The 20,059-nt window shown below is 59.0% G+C and carries 15 protein-coding genes and 2 pseudogenes; 7 read left to right on the forward strand and 10 right to left on the reverse strand.

Annotation, left to right across the window (positions count from 1 at the left end):
- A pseudogene (locus H6B30_RS12215) lies at positions 1–204 on the forward strand (hypothetical protein); the annotation flags it as partial.
- 737 nt (positions 205–941) lie between these two features.
- The gene (locus tag H6B30_RS12220; RefSeq protein WP_205110974.1) at positions 942–3,611 is read left to right on the forward strand and encodes a chitobiase/beta-hexosaminidase C-terminal domain-containing protein; all 2,670 of its coding nucleotides are present in this window, start codon (positions 942–944) and stop codon (positions 3,609–3,611) included.
- Between the two features lie 107 nt (positions 3,612–3,718).
- Here H6B30_RS12220 and H6B30_RS12225 read toward each other — a convergent pair whose 3' ends face one another.
- The 9 genes and pseudogenes from H6B30_RS12225 to H6B30_RS12265 form a co-directional block, all read right to left on the reverse strand.
- Positions 3,719–5,074, reverse strand: coding sequence for a TolC family protein (locus H6B30_RS12225; protein WP_205110976.1), 1,356 nt, complete (start codon positions 5,072–5,074; stop codon positions 3,719–3,721).
- Positions 5,075–5,088: 14 nt separating this feature from the next.
- Positions 5,089–6,198: an efflux RND transporter periplasmic adaptor subunit gene (locus H6B30_RS12230; RefSeq protein WP_205110978.1), complete on the reverse strand. Its 1,110-nt coding sequence runs from the start codon at positions 6,196–6,198 to the stop codon at positions 5,089–5,091.
- A 126-nt stretch (positions 6,199–6,324) separates the two neighbouring features.
- On the reverse strand, positions 6,325–7,557 hold the full coding sequence (locus H6B30_RS12235; RefSeq protein ID WP_205110980.1) for an ABC transporter permease: 1,233 nt from the start codon (positions 7,555–7,557) through the stop codon (positions 6,325–6,327).
- Between the two features lie 343 nt (positions 7,558–7,900).
- A complete protein-coding gene (locus H6B30_RS12240) occupies positions 7,901–9,160 on the reverse strand; it encodes an ABC transporter permease (RefSeq protein WP_205110982.1) in 1,260 nt (419 codons plus the stop codon).
- Between the two features lie 21 nt (positions 9,161–9,181).
- Positions 9,182–9,904: an ABC transporter ATP-binding protein gene (locus tag H6B30_RS12245; protein WP_205110984.1), complete on the reverse strand. Its 723-nt coding sequence runs from the start codon at positions 9,902–9,904 to the stop codon at positions 9,182–9,184.
- 36 nt (positions 9,905–9,940) lie between these two features.
- The gene (locus H6B30_RS12250) at positions 9,941–10,246 is read right to left on the reverse strand and encodes a GntR family transcriptional regulator (protein WP_239483992.1); all 306 of its coding nucleotides are present in this window, start codon (positions 10,244–10,246) and stop codon (positions 9,941–9,943) included.
- Entirely contained in the window at positions 10,231–11,058 is an 828-nt protein-coding gene (locus H6B30_RS12255) for a hypothetical protein (RefSeq protein ID WP_205110986.1), read from the reverse strand. The genes H6B30_RS12250 and H6B30_RS12255 overlap by 16 nt, the downstream gene beginning before the upstream one ends.
- A 17-nt stretch (positions 11,059–11,075) precedes the next feature.
- The gene (locus H6B30_RS12260; RefSeq protein WP_205110988.1) at positions 11,076–11,888 is read right to left on the reverse strand and encodes a hypothetical protein; all 813 of its coding nucleotides are present in this window, start codon (positions 11,886–11,888) and stop codon (positions 11,076–11,078) included.
- Positions 11,889–11,890: 2 nt separating this feature from the next.
- Positions 11,891–12,743: pseudogene (locus H6B30_RS12265) on the reverse strand (ABC transporter ATP-binding protein).
- A gap of 795 nt (positions 12,744–13,538) precedes the next feature.
- Here H6B30_RS12265 and H6B30_RS12270 point away from each other — a divergent pair.
- Genes H6B30_RS12270 through H6B30_RS12280 form a run of 3 tightly spaced genes read left to right on the forward strand, consistent with a single transcriptional unit; the run spans position 13,539 to position 15,084 of the window.
- Positions 13,539–14,027: a GFO_1088 family ECF-type sigma factor gene (locus tag H6B30_RS12270; RefSeq protein ID WP_205110990.1), complete on the forward strand. Its 489-nt coding sequence runs from the start codon at positions 13,539–13,541 to the stop codon at positions 14,025–14,027.
- 8 nt (positions 14,028–14,035) lie between these two features.
- Positions 14,036–14,557, forward strand: coding sequence for a PG0215 family putative anti-sigma factor (locus H6B30_RS12275; RefSeq protein ID WP_205110992.1), 522 nt, complete (start codon positions 14,036–14,038; stop codon positions 14,555–14,557).
- 8 nt (positions 14,558–14,565) lie between these two features.
- Positions 14,566–15,084 carry a DUF5024 domain-containing protein gene (locus H6B30_RS12280; RefSeq protein ID WP_205110994.1) on the forward strand — a complete coding sequence of 173 codons (519 nt, stop codon included), beginning with the start codon at positions 14,566–14,568 and terminating at the stop codon, positions 15,082–15,084.
- 304 nt (positions 15,085–15,388) lie between these two features.
- On the opposite strand, the gene H6B30_RS12285 is transcribed toward H6B30_RS12280, so the two are convergent.
- A complete protein-coding gene (locus H6B30_RS12285) occupies positions 15,389–16,393 on the reverse strand; it encodes a YqiA/YcfP family alpha/beta fold hydrolase (protein WP_205110996.1) in 1,005 nt (334 codons plus the stop codon).
- Positions 16,394–16,638: 245 nt separating this feature from the next.
- Here H6B30_RS12285 and H6B30_RS12290 point away from each other — a divergent pair, with 245 nt between their 5' ends.
- A complete protein-coding gene (locus H6B30_RS12290; RefSeq protein WP_205110998.1) occupies positions 16,639–18,471 on the forward strand; it encodes a MutS-related protein in 1,833 nt (610 codons plus the stop codon).
- Between the two features lie 370 nt (positions 18,472–18,841).
- Entirely contained in the window at positions 18,842–19,852 is a 1,011-nt protein-coding gene (locus H6B30_RS12295) for a class II fructose-bisphosphate aldolase (protein ID WP_205111000.1), read from the forward strand.
- Positions 19,853–20,059 lie beyond the last annotated feature (207 nt).

The raw sequence follows: 20,059 nt of genomic DNA on the forward strand, positions 1-20,059 counted from the left end.
AAGAACGAGGGAGAAGCATCGAAAGACTACATCACCGGCATAAAGGATGTGACCGAGGGCAGCGAAGCCGCAGGCGAAGTGGTGAAGACAATCGTCTACAGCATCAACGGCACGCAGCTCAACGCACCGGCCAAGGGCATCAACATCATCAAGGAGGTTTATGCCAACGGCCAGGTGAAGACCAAGAAAGTGATGGTTAAATAACTACAGGAAACCAACCCTGACACCGGCGGCGGGCCTTGTGGCCCGCCGCTTTTTCATTGCCACAAACCGCCGGCCATGGCCACAAACGGATGCCGACACCTGCCGCTCAAGGCTGCCGTAGGCCTTGCAAGAGGCGAAGGCTGCAACGGCAAGGCCAATGGGCGGCAGCGACGCCTGCAAGCGTGGCGAAGCATGGGTGACAACCGGCATGGACATAAGGGCAGAGAGGCGCAGCCAGATTGACGCTTGCGGGTAGTGGCGGCAGCCATGCCGCGGAAAGGGGCAACCGCCGGCCGGGGCCAAACGATGTAATAAAAAATCATGCCACGGGCCGCATTGCGCAATGGCCTGTGTGCCAGCGCATTGCGACACGGGCCGAAACGCCCGCCAAAACGGCCCGCATGGCCATCCCGAACGGCCCGTATGGCTCAGTGATATGGGCCGTTTGCCATGCCCGCAGAGCCATGCCGGCAAATTGGCTCGCCCATTGTAAACAAAAGCTACGGTGCATAAGCCATGGCCGCCGGGGCAAAAGAGGGACGGGCACGGGCATTTTATCCAAAATCAAAGAATCTTTATCATAATACCAAGTATAAACCATTGTGAGGTAAACAATATTTTATTAATTTTGCCAACGATCGACCTACCAACACAGACTAATAACCGACCGTGCCCAAAAAGGCAAGACATTACTAACAAAAAGAACTAAATTATAGTACTAATCAAAATAAACAATTATGAGAAAACTTTTTATGCTCACTGCCTTTTTTGCATTGACGATGAGCGCCAATGCAGAAAACAGGAAATGGGACTTCACCAACTGGAGTTCGGCAACGTTGCAAAACCTTGCCGCCGACGCCCAGACCAACGGCGGAACAAGGTGGACGACAATCGAAAAAGCAAGCGGCGACGGCGAGACCAACGGCAACTGCTATTGGTATGTGCCCGAAGAAGAGACCGAACTGGCAACAGTTGCCAACGGCCAGACTACCACAATAACCGAGACACAGGGCCTGGTGTTCAACTGCAGCGGCAGGTCGCTCGCCCTGGCCGTAAACTACCAGACCACCTGGGACGGCCTCGGCCCCTACTCAGGGCCCAGCTACCTGTGGATGGGAGGCAAGAACAACAAGTTCACAATAAAGGGTGTCAAGCCGGGAGCCAACATCACCATGGACGTAGAGTCGCACAGGCTCACCGACGGGCGCGGCGTGTCGCTGTCGGTCAACGGCACGGCCATTGAGATAATAGAAGGCTCGGAAAAACCCAAGGAGCGCACAACGTGCGTATGGCAGATACCGGCCGACATATCCAACGGCGAGCTGGTCGACGTCACCGTGACCAACAGCAACGGCTGCCACATATATTACATCGACCTGCAGGAAGACGCCCCGGCAGTAAACGGCGCCAAGATTGCCTACGTGTTCAACTCGGGCTACAACAACTACGACGCCTCTAACGATGCCTTCAGGGACATCATCGAGAACAACAGCGAGTTTACCAACATCACCTTCGACGCCCTCGACGTGAGCCAGGAGGCCAACAGGAAAACGCCCGACGAGCTGAAGGCCTACGACGTGGTGGTGGTGAGCGGATACATGCCGGCCGACGACCAGTATGCACCGACGCTGCGCGAGGCCATCGCCTACGTGCCAATGCTCAACCTCAACCCGCAGCTTTACGCCACATGGGGCTACGGCACGCCCAAGACAGCAGACTCTCCGTCGCTCGACGTGGCTGAAGAAGCGCTCGACGACGCCCTGTTCAAGCCGTCGAACGAGTCGGACAACTACATCACCGACGGCAAGCTTGCATTCTTCGAGGAGGGTTCGGCCACCGGAGTCGAGATACCCGAAGGGTCATACTTTGCAAACGACCGCGTGCTGGCAACCGTAGGAGGGGCCACCGCCATCCATGAGCACAACGCCGGGCGCAACACCTACATGCTGATACCCTACGGTGCCGACAACCAGTTCTACGCCGTGAGCATAGTAGACATTCTGACCAACGCCATCAAGGAGCTCAACTACTCGAAGAAGGAGATAACCAAGGCTGCCACGCCGAAGTTCACCGAAGACTACAAGCAGATGAACACCGACGTCACCATAGCCTCGGACACCGAAGGAGCCAAGATTTACTACACCACCGACGGCACCACCCCAACAGACGCGAGCACGCCCTACACCGGGCCGGTGAACATATCTGAGCCCGGCACCACCATCACGGCCGTGGCCTACGCCGACGGTTACGACCCCAGCGAGCCCGCCACGCTGAACGTGGCACTGCACGAGACATCGGCCATGCCTACCATCACCACGGCCGAGGAAGACGGCAAGGCCATCGTGACGCTGACAAACAACGAGCCCAACGCCACGCTCTACTACAACTTCACGGGCGTGAAGGATGCCAAGGCATCGTCGGTTTACACCTCACCGATAACGATAACTCACCCCACCACCATCTATGCCTTCGCCGGCGAAGTGCTCGAGGCCGAGAAGGTTGCGTCTGAGCTCGCCTCGAAAGACATCACCATAACAGGCAAGGAGGTGCGCCTCGACGTTGTGTCACACTTCGACGCCAACGCCGCCGACTGGTCGCTGGGCGAGAGCAAGACCAAGTACTACACCGAAGGCGAGAAGAACGGCTACAACTACTATGAGGTTGTGTCACACGTAGAGGAGCTTCCCGACGGGCGCGACACCACCATCATCGACAGCAAGGAGCCGCTGTGGAACCTCACCGTTGTCAACCCCGGCAAGGGATGGGAGGCTAAGACCTACGGCCAGGGCATGCTCTGGGAGCGCATAACCATATCGGACGACATCTCAGACGCCAACACCGACAAGCGCTACCGCGGCGAGACGGCATTCGACCAAGGCGCTTCAGACAACTCGGTGACATTCGGCAACATACGCAAGAGCGACGGTGTGGAGAACGACCCCTACTCTTGCCACATACAAAGCACCGAAGCTTTCCAGGGCCCGTTTGACATAGTGACTTACGTCGGCAACGCCAGCAGCAGCAACCAGCCCAAGGCTGCACTGTTCATCAGCACCGACACCCTGTCTGAAGACAACTGGACGTTTGTAGACTCGGTGTACTTCTCAAAGACGCAGCGCTACATCAAGAAGAACATAGCCAGCTACGAGGGCACCGATAAGGTGTTTGTAAAGCTGCAGGCTGCATTCTCCAGTGTCATGGTATTCGACATATACATCATGAACCATGGCGAACTGAGCGGAATAAAGGATGTTGACGAGGCCGAAGAAGCCACAGGCGAGGTTGTGCGCACGCTTATCTACAGCATCAACGGCACACGCCTCAACGCACCGGCCAAGGGCATCAACATCATAAGGGAAGTGTATGACAACGGCAGCGTGAAGACGAGGAAAGTCGTTGTAAGGTAATACCGACGGCTGCCAAGTGGCAACCAGGCACACAAAAGAGGGGGCACCTGAATAACGGTACCCCCTCTTTTCGTATCAGCACTTGCCTCCGTGGCGGCAGGACGAGGTCAGAAGGCGAGTTGGCGGCCGCGATAGAAGTCGACCAAAGCCACCTGGTACAGATACTCGTAGCGCGACTGCGCCAGGTCACTCTGTGCCTTCATGAGGTTGTTCTTGGCCTCGTTGAACTCTGTTATGGTAGCCTTGCCGTTCTCATATTTTGCCTGTGTCAGGCTGAAAGCGTCTTCAAAGCTGCGCAGGGCCGCCCTGCAACTGACATATTTAGCGCCAGCGTTGCGCGCATTGAGGCAGGCCGTCTGTATCTCTTTGTACAGGTTCTTCTTCACGTTTTCCAGTTGCAGCGCCTGCGTCTGCCGGTCTATGCGGGCTGCCCTCACGCTGTTACGGGTCTGGAAGCGGTTGAACAGCGGCACATTGAGGCTCAGCCCCACATACTGGCTGAAGTTGTTTCGCATCTGGGAGGCAAAGCTTGAGGCACTATACCCCGACGTACGGTAGTAGTTAGTGCCCAGCCCAGCCGTGAGCGACAGTTGCGGATAGAATGCAGCCTGGGCCACCTTTACACTGTAGTCGGCCCCCTTCAGGCGTATCTGCTCGGCCTTCACCTCGGGCATTATGCCCAAAGCCTCGGCATATACAGCATCGGCGGCGGGCAGCGACGAGCACCGCGCCTCCATCCCGGCGGTGTCGGGCAACGCTATGGCAAAGCCTTCGGCCGACTGAAGTTCGAGCAATTGCGACAGCGCAAGCAGCGACAGGCTGCGGTTTCCCTCTGCCTGCGTCGCCGTGAGACGGCTTTGCGCCAGCGTGGCTTCCTGCTGCGAGAGGTCTGCCGGGCTTGCCTTGCCGTGGCTCTTCATGGCCCGCAGCCGCTCCACCTGCATGGAGTCGATGGCCACCTGGCGGCAGGCCACGCCCACAACCTCCATGTCGTAGAGCGCCTGCACATAGGCCTGGGCCACCTGCACCCGCACGTCGTTGCCGGCTTTCTCAAGGTCTGCCGTGGCCGCCTCAAGGTTCAGGCGCCCCAGCTTTATCGAGTTGGTTATCCTCATCCCGGTAAACAGCGGCACGCTTGCGCCCACAGAGAACGATGTGCTGCTCGTGTTGGTGTTTGTATATGTGTTGTCTTCGGTCAGTCCGCGGCCGAACGAGAAGTTCTGCCCGGCCGAAGCGTCGACCGAGGGCAAGCGACTCCACTTGTCGGTATTTAGCTGCACGTCTTGCTGCATGAGCCTGTTCCGGCTCTGCTTAATGCTGATGTTGCGCTCCAGCGCACGGTCAATGCACTCGGCCAGAGTCCATTCGGCCCTGCCGGGGGTGGCTTCGCCCTGCTGCGCCACAGCGCTTGCAGAACCCAGCGAGAGCGCCGCCACGATAACGAAAATCTTGTTATGCACCATAGCCTTGCCTCCCGTCAATTGTCATCGCTGGCCACCTGCTGCGGCCCGCGCACGATGTCGCCGGCCTTGAGCCCGCTTTTAACCTCTATCTTCACCCCGTCGCTCAGGCCCGTCGTTACGCTGCGGCTCACATACTGTCGCTCCTTGCCTTCGCCCCGGGCCACATAAACCAGCGTGGAGTCGCCCTTGAACTCTATCGCACTCTCCGGCACGGTAAGCACATGGCGGGCCTCGTCGAGCACAATCTCGGCGTTGGCACTGTAGCCCGAGCGCATGCGGCCCTTGCCGTCGAGCCTCACCGCCGCCTTGATCTCAAACTGATTGGCTCCGTTGTTCTCGACAGCCTTGGGTGAGATGTACTCCAGCACGGCATCGAACGAAAGGTTCTCCAGCGCCCCCACGGTAATCTTCATGTGCTTTCCGACAGCGAGGCGGCCCACTTCCGTCTCGTCCACATTGCCGCGGAATATCAAGTCGCCCATGTCGGCCACCATGGCTATGGTCGTACCGTCGTTGAACGTGTTGCTCAGTATGACCGAATTGCCCACCTTGACAGGAATGTCGAGAATGATGCCCGATATAGTCGAGCGTATGAGAGTGGAGCTGGCGTTGGCATTGCTGCGCGATATGCCGTCGCGCACCACCTGCAGCGCGTCTTCTGCGGCGGCCTTCTCTTCGCGCGCCTGCTCCATTGCCTGCCTCACCTTGTCATACTCGTCGTCGCTCACCAGGCGGCGTTCGTAGAGCGCCTTCTCACGTCCGAAGTCGGTGGTGGCCTGCTTCAGGTTTATCTCGGCCAGCCTGACACGGCTCTGCGCGGAGCTAAGCTGGCTCATGTCGGGTATCACTTTCACCTTGGCGATGACCTCGCCGGCCTCTACCCTGTCGCCCGGCTCCTTCATGATCTGGCTTATTATGCCGCTTATCTGCGGCTTTACGCTCACCTCGTCGCGCGGTTCAATCTTCCCGGTGACGATGGTTGTCTTGCGTATGTCGCCCACCGTGGCCTTCAGTTCGGTGTACACCACAGGCTTCGGCCGCGATTTCTGATAGAGGAACACAAATGTCCCGATGAATGCCACGGCCACCAGTGCCGCAACAATGAGTTTGGAATATCTTCTCATATCTGTTGTTGTTAAGTTACATTTACATCTGCCCACAAGCCGGGCGCAGTGGCTTTCCAGGCCGCCACGCCTCGCAGAGGCAGCCCATACGGATGCGGCCCGGGGCCGTAGAGGCACGCTTCGGCCCTACTCCTCGCGCATGGCGTCTACGGGCTTCACCTTCATTGCCCTCCAGGCAGGGGCCAGTCCGGCCAGTCCGCCGAGCAGGCAGAGCATCGACGCGGCCGCGAAAGCCGTAGAGAAGTCCACCTGGAAGCGGGCTGCGGCTATGCCGTCGGTGGTTGAGCCCAGCTCTATCATCTGCAGGATGGCCACGCCCAGCATGATGCCGCTCATGCCGGCAACGGCCGTGAGCACCACGCTCTCGGCCACTATCTGCCCGAGAATCATGCGCGGCGTGGCCCCTATGGCCCGCCGTATGCCTATTTCCGAGGTGCGTTCCTTTACCGTTACCATCATAATGTTGCTCACCCCGATGGCCCCGGCCAGCAGCGTGCCCGTGCCAACGAGCCAAACCAGGAAGTTGACACCGCGGAAAAGATTGTCGAGCATGGCGAAAAGCACCTCGGTGTTGAACACCATCACGCCCTGCTCGTCGGTGGGGTCAACGTTGTGGGAGCGCGCCACCACACTGCGGATGCGCCCGGTCAGTTTGCTCATCACCACCCCGCGGCGCCCCGTGACGGCGATGACGTCGACCTGAGAGCCACGGTTGTAGGCCCGCTGCACCACGGTTATGGGCACCGACACATTCTCGTCTACAGGCCCACCGACGCTGACGGAGTTGCCGGTACGGAAGTCTACGCCCACAATCTCGTAGTAAACGGAATCGATGCGCATGGAATGGCCGCACGGGTCGCCCCCTTCGGGAAACAGGTCGTTGTAAATGCGCTTGCCAATGACGCACACCTTGCGTCCCTGCTCCATGTCGAGGGCATTGAGATAGCGGCCGTAGCGTATCTTGGGTGTCTGTATGTCGGCATATTCCGGCGTCACGCCCGACACGTTGCATGAGGCGGTGTGCTCGCCGTTGACAGCCCTCTTGCCGCCCACGAAGAGCACCGGCGCCACCCTGTCGAGCTGCGGCACCTGCCTGGCCAGGCGCTCCACGTCGCGGTAGTCCATGCTCCAGCTGCGCCCTTTGGGCAGCCCACGGTATGCCTTCGACGTGGGCTGTGCCCACACCATGGCCGAGTTTGTGGCAAACCCGGCGAAGTTGTTCTGCAGCAATTCCCTCAGCCCGTTGCCCCCTCCGATGAGCACAATGAGCATGAACACGCCCCAGAACACCCCGAAACCGGTCAGTATGCTGCGGCTCTTGTTGCGCATGAGCGAATCTATTATCTCTCTGAAATTCATAATCGCATTTCTTTATCAGGCCATCGGCCTGTGTTTCACTGTATGCCGCTGTGGCGGCAGCCGCGCCGCCCTGCCGCCGCCACCTGGCCTGCGCGTTGCGTCTCGGCCCCGGCCGCTCCCCCGGCGGAGGCTGCCTTGTGTAATTATTTTTCGCCATCCGCGCCGCTCAGCCCATCATACTGATTCTCAGGGCTTTGCGATACGGGCCGTATTGCACGGCCAAACGGCCCGTTCTGCACTGCCGAATAGGCCGTCTTGCGGCGCGATATGTGCCGTTTGACCGCGCCGTGGCGCGAGCGATGCCGGGCGGCCTCTATTTTGTCGGCATTGTTTGCCACCGCCGTCAGTTTTCCTTGAGCGCCTCGATGGGCCTCACGCGGGCAGCCCGGCGCGCAGGCACCAGCCCGGCCAGCGTGCCGGCCAGCACCATCACGAGCGTGGCCTCTATACACACATCGACGCCCACGGTGGGATTGACAAACATTGTGGCCTTGAACAGGCCCGTGTCTACCTCCGTTCGGCCTATTGTGGCGTTCATATACTCGTTTGCGGCGATGCCGCATAGCATGCCCACATAGCCAAACAATGTGGTCATGACCACGCTTTCTATTATTATGAGCCGCAATATAGACCACGGGCGGGCCCCGATGGCCTTGCGTATGCCAAACTCGCGGGTGCGCTCCCTCACGGTGATGAGCATGATGTTGCTCACGCCCACCACGCCGCTAAGCAGCGTCAGCAAGCCCACAACCCACAGCGCCGTGCGCAGTATGCCCATGCCCCGGGCCATCTGGATGTTGTCCATGAAGCGGTTCCACAGCCACACGGCGTTGTCGTCGTCGGGTGCTGCGCTGTGGTTCAGGTTCAGCTTGGCCCTGTAGTCGGCCTCGAAGTCGTTGTTCTGCTGCTCCGTCTCGAGCCCGTCGAACGTAAACTCGATGTTGCCCACGCGGCTGTCGGTGCTGTAGATGGCGCACACGGTGGCGTGGGGGCAGTAGACGTCGGAGGCCTTCATCATGCCGTCGCCCCTGTAGACGCCCACCACACGCCACATAAGGCCGTCGGCCTTGACGTATTTGCCTACGGGCGAGCCCCCGTGGGGCCACAGCTCGCGCGCCTGGTCTTCGCTTATCACGGCCACCTTGCGCCGCTCGCGCATGTCGATGTCGTTGATGAAGCGGCCTTCCACCACCTCTGTCTTGTTAATGTCGCGGTCCACCGGGTAGACACCGCTCAGCGTCTGGCCCGCCATGTAGTTTGCCCCGGCCGAGAGGGTGACGCCGCCATGGTCGTAGACGGCGCCCACATCGCCCACCACCCCGGCAAACACGCTGTCGGTGGTGGCCATGTCTTGCTCGCGCAGCGATATGCCGCGGCCGCTCCCCAAGCCCGAATATGGCTTCGAGGTGCGGCCCCCGAATGCCACCATCGAACTGGCCAGGTAGCGGTCTGTGCTCTGCATCTGGGCGTTGATAAGGCCGTTGCCCGCCCCGAGCAGGAAGATGAGCATGAATATTCCCCACGCCACCGAGAAGCCGGTGAGCGCCGTGCGCAGCTTGTTGCGCCTGGCTGTCGCCCATATTTCAGTAAAGATGTCGCGCATATATGGCTTGCTTTATTGTCGTCATTTCATCAGGCCGCCCGCCCCGAACGGCGAGGCATGGTGGTCATGGTTGTCTTCTATGAGCCCGATGACGCCGTCGCGAATGTGCACGATGCGGTTGGTCTCGTTGGCCACTCCGCTCTCGTGGGTCACCACGACGATGGTCATGCCCTGCTGTTCGTTCAGTTCCTTGAGCAGCTGCATCACCTCTACGCTCGTCTTCGAGTCGAGGGCGCCCGTAGGTTCGTCGGCCAGTATGAGCTCGGGGCGCGTTATCAGGGCGCGGGCTATGGCCACACGCTGGCGCTGTCCGCCCGACATCTCGCCCGGATAGTGGGTGGCCCAGGCGGCCAGCCCCAGCCGGTCGAGGTAGTCCATGGCCCTACGGCGGCGCTCGCGGCGGCCCACTCCCTGGTAGTAGAGGGGCAGTTCGACGTTCTCTACGGCTGTCTTGAAGCTGATGAGGTTGAACGATTGGAACACGAAACCTATCATGCGGTTGCGGTATTCGGCCGCGCGCCTCTCGCTAAGGTTCCATATCAGCTCGCCGCCGAGGCGGTATTCGCCCGTGTCATAGTTGTCGAGTATGCCCAGTATGTTGAGTAGCGTCGACTTGCCCGAGCCCGACGCGCCCATGATTGACACAAACTCGCCCCGCTCTATGTCGAGGTTGATGCCCTTGAGCACGTGGAGCGGCTGCGCTCCCTGGTATGTCTTGTTGAGGTCTTTGATGTGTATTACCATAATATAATATGTATGCCGGAACCGCCCCTGGTGGATTCAACCCCTCGGCGCGGGCCCGGCAGATATGCGTTGTTGCTTCTGCTTATGTCTTATAGACGCAAAGATACTAAACACGAAGTAGCCCAGTCCGCGGCGGTTGTAAATCACGTTGTCGCGCGCAAGGGCGTCGTAAGCCTTCACCGCCGTGTTGGTGTTCACCTCGAGCATCACGGCATATTCGCGCACGCTGGGCACGCGGTCGTCGTCGCTGTAGGTGCCGGCCAGTATCTCGTCGCACAGCCGTTCGGCCATCTGCAGGTAGATGGGCTTGTCGGGATTGAACGTTGTCATAGGCTTATCCATCTGCGCCCTACAATCTGTATGCGGCAAAACAGGCGGTAGGCAAGCATGTAGCAGCACACCGTGACGGCCAGAAGCGACAGCGACAGCCACGCCGCCGACACCGGCGAGCCATAGGCCGACCAGTAGAGCGCGCCAACCCAGTCGCCGTCCATCGTGGCATAGCCCATGCTTACCGCCACCGACAGGAGCACAGTGAGCAGCAGCGCCCTGCGCCGGAACACCACGCCGCAAAGCAGGCTGAGCGCCCTCGACATGGCAAACGTAAGCCACAGCACCACCAAAAGCCACCAACCGCCCGGCCCCGGCGGCAATTCGCGGCGGGCGAACTCCCCGAGCGTGTCGCCCAAGAGACCGGCCATGGCCAGCGACACCGAGGTGACGCCGGGCAAGCCTGCGGCAAGGCATGTGAGCATGAAGAGCGCATCGGCCATAAGCATGGCGCACACCACCAGACCGACAGCGCCGAACGCCGACAGCAAGAAGCGCACCAAAAACTTCTCGAGCGGCGAGGCGGGCAGCAGCCAGTATGCCGTGGACGCTGCCTTGTCGCAGAGGCGCGAGCAGACAAGGCTCGGACTGTAGGCCGAAAAGACAAAGAGCATCAGCAGGAAGACCGAGGCAATGTCACCGACACGGCTTTCCATTTCACCGACACTATAGGTGACGGTGAACGCCTTGTAGAAATTGAGGAACAACAATGCGTACAATCCCACGCTGACAGCGATGAGAAGAAAGGCCAAGTGGCGCGAGTTGGCCACAAGGTCGTAACGCATCAAGCGGCCGAAACGCCTTATGTCAAAATATGTATTCATGATTTTCTATTCCTGATTTATATGTTAAACCACTTTCCATTCACCAACTGCATACGCCGGAAACTGCGGTAGGCCACGGCATAATTGGCGACGGCGAGCAACAAGCCTAACGCCATACACATGAAATCGCAGGCCGACTGGCTGACGGTGTCGGGCAAACAATGGCGTAGCGCAACGAAAACGGCCCGGCAGACCACTGCCGAAAACGTAGCCACAACAAACCCGCCACGTGCCAACAGAAGCGGGCAGAGCAGATAAAGCGACTGGAAAAACAACAGCCCAGCCACGGCATTGAGCCCGTGTGCCAGAGCTGCTGGCCAGTCATGCGGAGCAGGCCGGAAGATGTCGGAAACGCTGCCTGCCGTCTCACGGGCGAGGCTGGCCATGACGGAACGCAGCCCGTCGGAGGTGCCTGCGGCCAGACTGAAGCCCAGGTGGAGCAAATCGGCCACGGCGACAGCCAGCAATACCAAGGCGGACACACCCACAGTTGACAGCAATAGCCGGCCGACAAACTTCTCGGCCGCCGAAGCAGGGCGCATCATGAACGCCAAACGGGCGTCGGGCCGGGCCATGCCGGCGTAGACAAACGAAGGGCCAAACACCATGGCCAGGACCAGACAGCCCTTGGACACGCTACCCTTCCACCTCATGGCAGCATCTGTAGTCACGCTGATGATGCCGCTGCCATCATACCCATACGTAGCCAGGAAATACAGGAACAGGAAGAACCCTGCGCCGAGCGTCACCTTGAGCAATGCCGGGCACACGCATTCTGCATCGCTGCGCAACAGCAACGCCACGCGCCTGAACGAGAAACGTCCACCCATGGTCACACCTCCTCCCCTCCTGCAAGGCTGCCGGCAGGCAGCTTGCCCTGCACCACGGCGTTGAACAGCAGTTCGAGGTTGAGCTGCGTCTCGGGCCAACCGGCCTGGCGGCGGACCATGACGAGGTTGCCCTGTAGCGAGGGTTCGACGTAGACCACGCCGCCGAGAGGCTCGCCCGGCTGCCTCAGCTCAAACGAATAGCGCCCGCACACGTCGGCCACCGAGGCGTCGAGCAACATACCGCCGGTGGATATGATGAGCAGATGGTCTATCAGTTGCTCCACGTCGTGCACCTGGTGGGTGGATATGACAAACGTGCGGTCGTCGGTGAAATGGCGCGCCACCACACGGCGGAAGATGCTTTTCGACGGTATGTCGAGCCCGTTGGTGGGCTCGTCCATCAGCACCAGGCGCGTGCCGGCGGCCAGGGCGAAGCTCATGTACACCTTGTTTCTTCTGCCCCATCGACAGCTTGCCGAGCCGCAACCGGCCGGGCAGCTCGAAGTCGGCAAGGCAGGCGTCGAGCACCTCTCGGCTGAAGCGCGGGTAGAACGGGGCGTTGATGCGCACGTAGGCATCGAGGGTGACGTCGGGCAGGAAGAATTCTTCGGGCACGACAAACATCTCGCGGAGCATGTCGGCACGCCTTTTTGATGCCTCGACGCCATCGACACAAACGCTGCCCGACCGTGGACGCAGCAGTCCGGCCATGAGATAAAGAAGCGTCGACTTGCCCGTGCCGTTCTTGCCCAGCAGCCCGTAGACACGCCCCGGGGCCATGCTGACACTGAAATCGGTGAACACGGGACGCTTGCTCCCGGGATACTTGAAACAGATGTTGCTTACTTCTATCATGATTTTCTATCGTTTTAATTATCGACCCATAGTGTACCACTGTATTAGTACACCGTAAAGATAGTACAAAACATGCAATACGGCAAGCATACGCGCATGTTTTTCTGCCAAATCGGTGATTTAACATTTCCACATAATTATATTATCGGCATGCAATCGGGTGGCAGGGACGAAACGCCTCCTACCGCAACATCGCGCCGGGCCCGAGCTGAGCCACAGCCGCCGCGGCCCTGCAGAAAACCGAAACGGAAGTGAACAATGTTTACAAACGGCAGCTGTGGCCACCGCCGACGGTCAAACTGTCGAGCCAAACGGGCCATACAGGCACACCGAACGGCCCGTTCGGCAGGGCAATACGGGCCGTTTTGCAGGCTGTCCCGACCCATTTGCCAACACACTGAAATCCAACCGGTTACACCAAGTGACCAAAACGGGTTTGCCACATCAATAATATTGACACGCGGAGTGCTGCAAAGCAAGAGCCCATTTAAATAAAATGGACATCGGCATTGGGCCAAATGAGGGGAGGCAGAAGGAGATATTTGGGTAGTTAAAACGAGTTTATTGGGGAGTAAGAAGGAGTTGGAAGGAGCTGCAACCAGCTGCGCCCGTCCATGAGTTTGGCCGGCATCACCCACCAAAGCAGCTGTCAGCCAACGCCGGGCGACCGCAGGCAAGCCCAACTCACGGCAACCCGCCATAACCATTCGGCAACGTCCAGGCATTTATTAAAATAATTTAAATAGACAGCAACCAATGTCACAAACCGCCACCGGCCGTGTCTGATAAATATATATGGAACAAAAGGAGTTCGAGATTGAGGTCGGGCGCATACGCCCACGCCTGCACCACGAAGCCATGAGGTATGTTTCCGACGCAGCCGACGCCGAAGACATAGCCCAGGAGGTGGTGCTCAAGCTCTGGGTCATGCACGACCGGCTCGAAGAATACCGTTCCACAGAAGCGCTGGCCGTGGTGATGGCCCGCCGGCTGAGCCTCAACAAAATGCGCAAGGCAACGGTGCCGCTGGCCGAGGCGCGCCCCGCCGACACCGCCACCGACCAGACGCCCGAGGCATCGCTAATCGAGCAGGAAGACGAAGAGCGCGTGGCAAGGCTCATAGACGCCCTGCCCGACACCCAGCAGGCAGTGCTCAGGATGAAGCACACCGAAGGCATGGAGGTGGGCGAGATAGCCAGGCTCACGGGCAGCTCGCCCGAGGCCGTGAGGCAAAACCTGTCGAGGGCAAGGCGCAACATATTGAAACACTTCGTAAACGAATAGACAGAGCTATGGATAAAGACAAGATAATGGAACAGCTCGTAGCGAAATTCCTCGACGGGGCGACAAGCAACGAAGAGGAACGCCGGCTCTACGACTACTTCACCGGCAGCCGAGTGGCAAGCCACCTGCATAAGTACAAGGCCATGTTCGAATGGTATGCAGGCGGCATGGCTGCACCACTGCCGCCAGTGGCCGAGCCGGAAGGGCGCCGCGCGCGCACGGTGCCGATGTGGGCCAAGGTTGCCGCCGGGGCCGCCGCAGCGGTGCTGATAGTAGCCGGGGCCGCCGTAGCCTACCAACGCCACGCCAAAACCGAACGGATGTATGCCATATACAGCGGCAGCTACATAGTGAGAGGGGGCAAGAAGATAACCGACCTGAAGGTGATAATGCCCGAACTGCGCCGCATAGAGCACGAGGCCTGCGCGCTGGGCAACAGGCACAAGGGCATCGGAAGGATGTCGCCAAAGGAGATATTCAAGATGATGGAGAACGAAAACAAGCAAAACAGCAACAGACCTACGATATGACAACTGCAATGAAAACAATGTGCACCAGAGCCGTGGCATCGCTGCTACTGTGCCTGGCTGCCACCACGGCGGCACTGGCGCAAGCGCGCATCGAAGAACAGATACGCGACCTGGAAAGCAAAAACGTGATGACAGACCGCATAGTGAAGCGCGACCCGAAGACACGGCGCGTGGGCATGGAGACAAAAAACTTCCACTTCTACAGCCAGGGGGGCACCGTGGCCAACGCACTGCGCGAAGCCTTCGAGGCCGAGACGCGCTCGGCAACCAACGTGGAGCGCGAACAGAGGGGCGAAAGCTACGAATGCGTGCTCACGTTCGTACAGGGTTCCACCAAGACGGTTTACCGGCTGTCGGTAAGCGGCGACAAGCTGCGCCCTGAAGTCGACGTCCAGACATACTTCCGCGACGAGTCTGTCAATATCGACGAGTCGTCGGTGGAGACCACCCACAAGCGCAACGGCGACATGGCGGCCACCGACGGCCACGCCGCCGGGGGCAGATACGCAATAAAGGAGATAAGTTAGCCATAATGGATTTTAGTTGATAGATGCAATAGAGATCTGATTAAGCAAGTCGTCTTAAGGCGTTAAGACTTTTCACATCATGATTTTGACGATGTCACGTCGGGAGACGGGATGTCAGCAGGTGCGCCCGTGGCAATTGCCGGGCGCACCTGTTGCTTTATGCAACGACGGCCGCGGGCTGCACAAACAGCGCCCGCGGCCGTCGGCCGTCGGCGCGGCAGCAAGCTCCGACAGCGCGGGCAAGGGCTGCCACGGCGCGGCGCGGAGGCATGCCACGGGCGCCGGCGCACCTGTGACAGGGCCGTCACTGGCCGCCGAGCCGCCCGAAGTATTCTATCACCTCCTCCCAGGTCTTGAACGCATCCGACCCGAAGTCGATGCGGGTGCCCATGAACGAGGCCGAGCCTCCGTCGGCACTGGCGTCGATAAGGTAGTCGCCATAGAGCAGGTCTTTGCGGTTGGTGAACACGATGTGGCGGAACGAGGGCACGCCGACGGTCTCGAACACCCACTGCGACACGCGCCCGGCATAGCCGCCGTCGGCCGGTGGCAACGCCCCGACGAAATAAACGTCGTACCACTCGAGCAAGAAGCGCACGGCCTTTACCACGCTCGACAGCGGGCGCCAGTCGTGCTCCATGGTCTGCTCTATGCCTATGTACACGATGTTGCGCTGCCGCCGGCGCTGGCGGTCGTCAATCCACTGCACCACAGGCAGCACCGAGTGGAGCAATATGCTGTCGTTCATGCGGTGCTCGCCGTGGAAGCGCAGCGCATTGGCATAGTGAGAGGCAAACAAGTCGTAGGTGTGCACCACGGGATCTTCTATCCCGAAGAGCCCCCAGACGCGCCCCTGGTCGCCGGCAACGGGCCCGGTGAAGCAGCGTTCGGTAGTCTCACGGTACTCTTCCTGCAACTGCTTGGTCATCATAAACTCCTTCATGCCGTCGGCGCGGGGGTTGAGAAACGTCACCTTGCCGAGCATGCCGTTCTTCAGTATGGTCTCGCCCATCCTGAAAGCGGGGTTCACCAATATGCGGTCGAAGCCGTAGAGCATCTCTGCATACATGCCTCCCATCGACGTGCCGACAACGAGGTCGGGCCTCTCGGAGTCGCAAACGCTGTGCAGCAAGTCCATGGCCTCGGCCGGATGTATGGGCAGGTCGGGGGCCACAACCACGGCCCCGGGCAGCAACTCGCGCAGCCGGGCCACTGTGCCCGACAGGCCCGACGATGCGAAACCGTGGACATATAGTATTTTCTTGCCCGACATGACGTCGGGAAACGACTTAATGTATGCGTTATCCATATCCTTTTGTTTATGCTGTTCGGTTCTTGGCGGAAGCGGGCCGGGGCGGCATGCCCTTCCGGGGGCACAGCCGCCTGGGCTCCTACCGGCGTGCAAAGTTACGCCAAAATAGACTAACGGCCAACAAACCACAACCTATAAATTATGCTATCAGCACCATTACATCTGTTAAACCATATTAACCATGACTGACAAAAAGAACGGAATGCTGTAATTTTGCAGCCAAACAAGACAACAACCAGAGCATGACAAAAGACGACTTACGCAGTTTCTACACCGCCAACGCCAACGCCCTGGCTGCAGACATCAGCCGGCTGAAACGCAAAAACGGACTGTTTCTGGGCACAGAACTGTTCACGTTCATCGCAGCCATCTGCTCGGTGGCGGCCTATACCGTGTGGGGCGGATGGGCATGGCCGGCCCTGGCGGCCGCCATGCTGGCCGCATACATTGTGACACGGAGGCGCGACGTGGCCAACGGCCGGCTCATAGAGAAGCAGGAAAGCCGCCACGAAGCATACTGCAACGAACTGAAATACCTGCAGGGCGACTTCTCGGCATTCGACGACGGCAGCCGCTACGCCGACACGAAGCATCCGTTCACCTACGACATGGACATCTTCGGGCCCCTCTCGCTGTACAATCGCATATGCCGCACCGTGACAAGCGGAGGCGCCGACTGCCTGGCACGGCATCTGTCAACCATCGACACCGCCGACCCGGATAAGGCCAAAGCCACGGCCGACAGGCGGCGACAGGCCATAAGCAGGCTGGCCGCAATGGAGCCGCTGCGCACGGAGTTCATGGCCCACAGGCGCCACGGGCACATCGACACGCCTGCGGTGAAAGAGGCACTCAACCAAGCCCGCAACATGGCCATACCGCGGTTTGCGCTCTCGCCGGTGGCCGCGGCAGTGGCGTGGATGGCCATCGCGGGGTTCATGGCCACCATACTGATGGCCGCCACCACCGACATGGAGGCCGGGGTGCCCATAACCTGGGGCGTGACACAGTTCGCACTGGTCTACCTCGTGTGCTCCAAGCCACTGCGACTGATAAGCAAGGCGGTGAACAACCTGCACAAACAACTCAAGGCCTACGCCGAGCTCACCGAACTGACGGCAACAACCGAGCTGCGCGAAATGGTCATGACACACGACGGCAACGGCAACGGCGCACCCGATGCCCACAGCGCCAGGCAGTCGTTCCGCGAGCTGCAGGCAATGCTCGACGGCCTCGACAGGCGGGCAAACGTGCTTGGACTAATAGCATTCGACACATTGCTGCTCAGCGACTTCTTCCTCGTAAGGCGCTTCCTGGGCTGGCAACGGCGCCACATGAGGCACACCGAGCAGTGGATAGACGCCGTTAGCGAACTCGACGCGCTCGTAAGCATGGCCACATTCAGCTACAACGAACCGGCGGCAACCACCGCCCTGATAAGCAGCAAGCCCGGGGTGAGCCTCGAGGCAAAGGCCATCTGGCACCCTTTCCTGGGCGAGAAGGCCGTGTGCAACGACTTCAGCATAGCCGAGAAGAACTACTATATCGTCACAGGAGCCAACATGGCAGGCAAGAGTACCTTCCTCCGCTCAATCGGGGTGAACTACATCCTGGCCATGAACGGCATGCCGGTGTTCGCCAAGTCGATGCGCACAACGGTGTTCAACCTGTTCTGCAGCATGCGCACAAGCGACGACCTGAGCCACGGAATAAGCTACTTCAACGCCGAACTGCTGCGCCTGAAACAGCTCATCAGCAGTTGCAAGCAGTCGGAACACACGCTGATAATACTCGACGAGATTCTTAAGGGCACCAATTCGCTCGACAAACTGAACGGCTCGCGGATGTTCCTGAAAGCAATCTCGACGCTACCCGTAAGCGGGGTGATTGCCACCCACGACCTCGAACTGTCGAAAATGGCCGACGAAAAGCCGCAAACGTTCCACAACTGGTGCTTCGAGATAGGGCTCGCCGACAAGATAACATATACCTATAAGATAACCCCGGGAGTGGCAAGAAACCAAAACGCAACATTCCTATTGGGCAATATAATTGCAGAAATAGGAAATAATTGATTTAAGTCAAGAAAACATTAGAGTCTACCGAAATAAGTTCGGCCGGCATTGCGCAATGGAAACAAAAAGCTATCTTTGCGGAAAGTGTTTTTCATAGTATTAGATTTAAGGTTTAAAAGATTTGGGGCTCGGCGGAGCCCCTTTTTTTATCGCCAGGCGAAACGGCCGCCACAGCACACTGACGGCAAAGCCCCGACATTGCAAAGTTTGGCTTGCAAAAGGCCGCCGAAAGCAAAGAGTAATGCAAATTAATGAAAAAGAAACGTTACCGTCACACGAAAACAGATGCAAAACTTTGGGAGTGCAAAATTAAAATGGTAACTTTGCGGTCAGAAAAGAAAAAGGATACACTCAATCAAACAATAAAATTATGGTAAACTACAAGTCTTTAGGTCTCGTGAACACACGCGAGATGTTTAAGAGAGCCATCAATGGCGGATGGGCTGTGCCCGCATTCAACTTCAACAACCTCGAGCAGCTGCAGGCCATTATCAAGGCAACGTCAGAACTGAAGTCGCCTGTTATCCTGCAAGTGTCAAAGGGAGCGCGCAACTACGCCAACCAGACGCTGCTTCGCTACATGGCCGAGGGTGCCGTTGAATATGCAAAAGAGCTTGGCTGCAATCACCCCGAGATAGCACTGCACCTTGACCATGGCGACAGCTTCGAGCTTTGCAAGAACTGCGTTGACATGGGTTTCTCGTCGGTAATGATAGACGGTTCGTCACTGCCTTACGACGAAAACGTGGCCCTCACGAAGCAAGTTGTAGACTATGCCCACCAGTATGACGTTACCGTCGAGGGCGAGCTGGGCGTGCTTGCAGGCGTTGAGGACGAAGTTGCATCCGAGGTTTCGCATTACACCAAGCCCGAAGAGGTGATTGACTTTACGACAAAGACCGGCGTTGACTCGCTGGCCATCTCCATAGGTACATCACACGGCGCCTACAAGTTTAAGCCGGAGCAGTGCACCCGCGACCCGAAGACAGGCCGCCTGGTGCCCCCGCCATTGGCATTCGACGTGCTCGACGAGATAATGCAGAAGCTGCCCGGATTCCCCATCGTGCTCCACGGCTCTTCATCTGTGCCCCAGGAGTATGTTGACATGATCAACCAGTACGGCGGCAAGCTGCCCGACGCTGTCGGAATACCCGAGGAGCAGTTGCGCAAGGCAGCCAACAGCGCTGTCTGCAAGATTAACATTGACTCCGACTCTCGCCTTGCCTTCACCGCAGCAGTGCGCAAGACTTTGGCCGAAAAGCCCGCAGAGTTTGACCCGCGCAAGTACTGCGGACCGGCTCGCGACCTCATGGAGGAAATGTACAAGCACAAGATTCTCGACGTGCTCGGCAGCGACAACAAGCTGGCACAGCTCGACTGACACATGCAACGGGGCCATGCCCCACTGCCATAAAGAGGCGGAACACCACTGCAGTGGCGTTCCGCCTCTCTTGTTTCGGGTTGGGTAGGCCCAGCGAACAAACGCAAGCGCACAGTGGCCCGACCCCTGCGGCAGCGACGCCTGCAATCCGCCGACGCACAGCCCCGGCCGCAAGGCCTGGCCAAAGAGGCCAAACGGAAACGCCAA

It is taken from the genome of Marseilla massiliensis (assembly GCF_016899955.1).
GTDB lineage: Bacteria > Bacteroidota > Bacteroidia > Bacteroidales > Bacteroidaceae > Prevotella > Prevotella intestinigallinarum.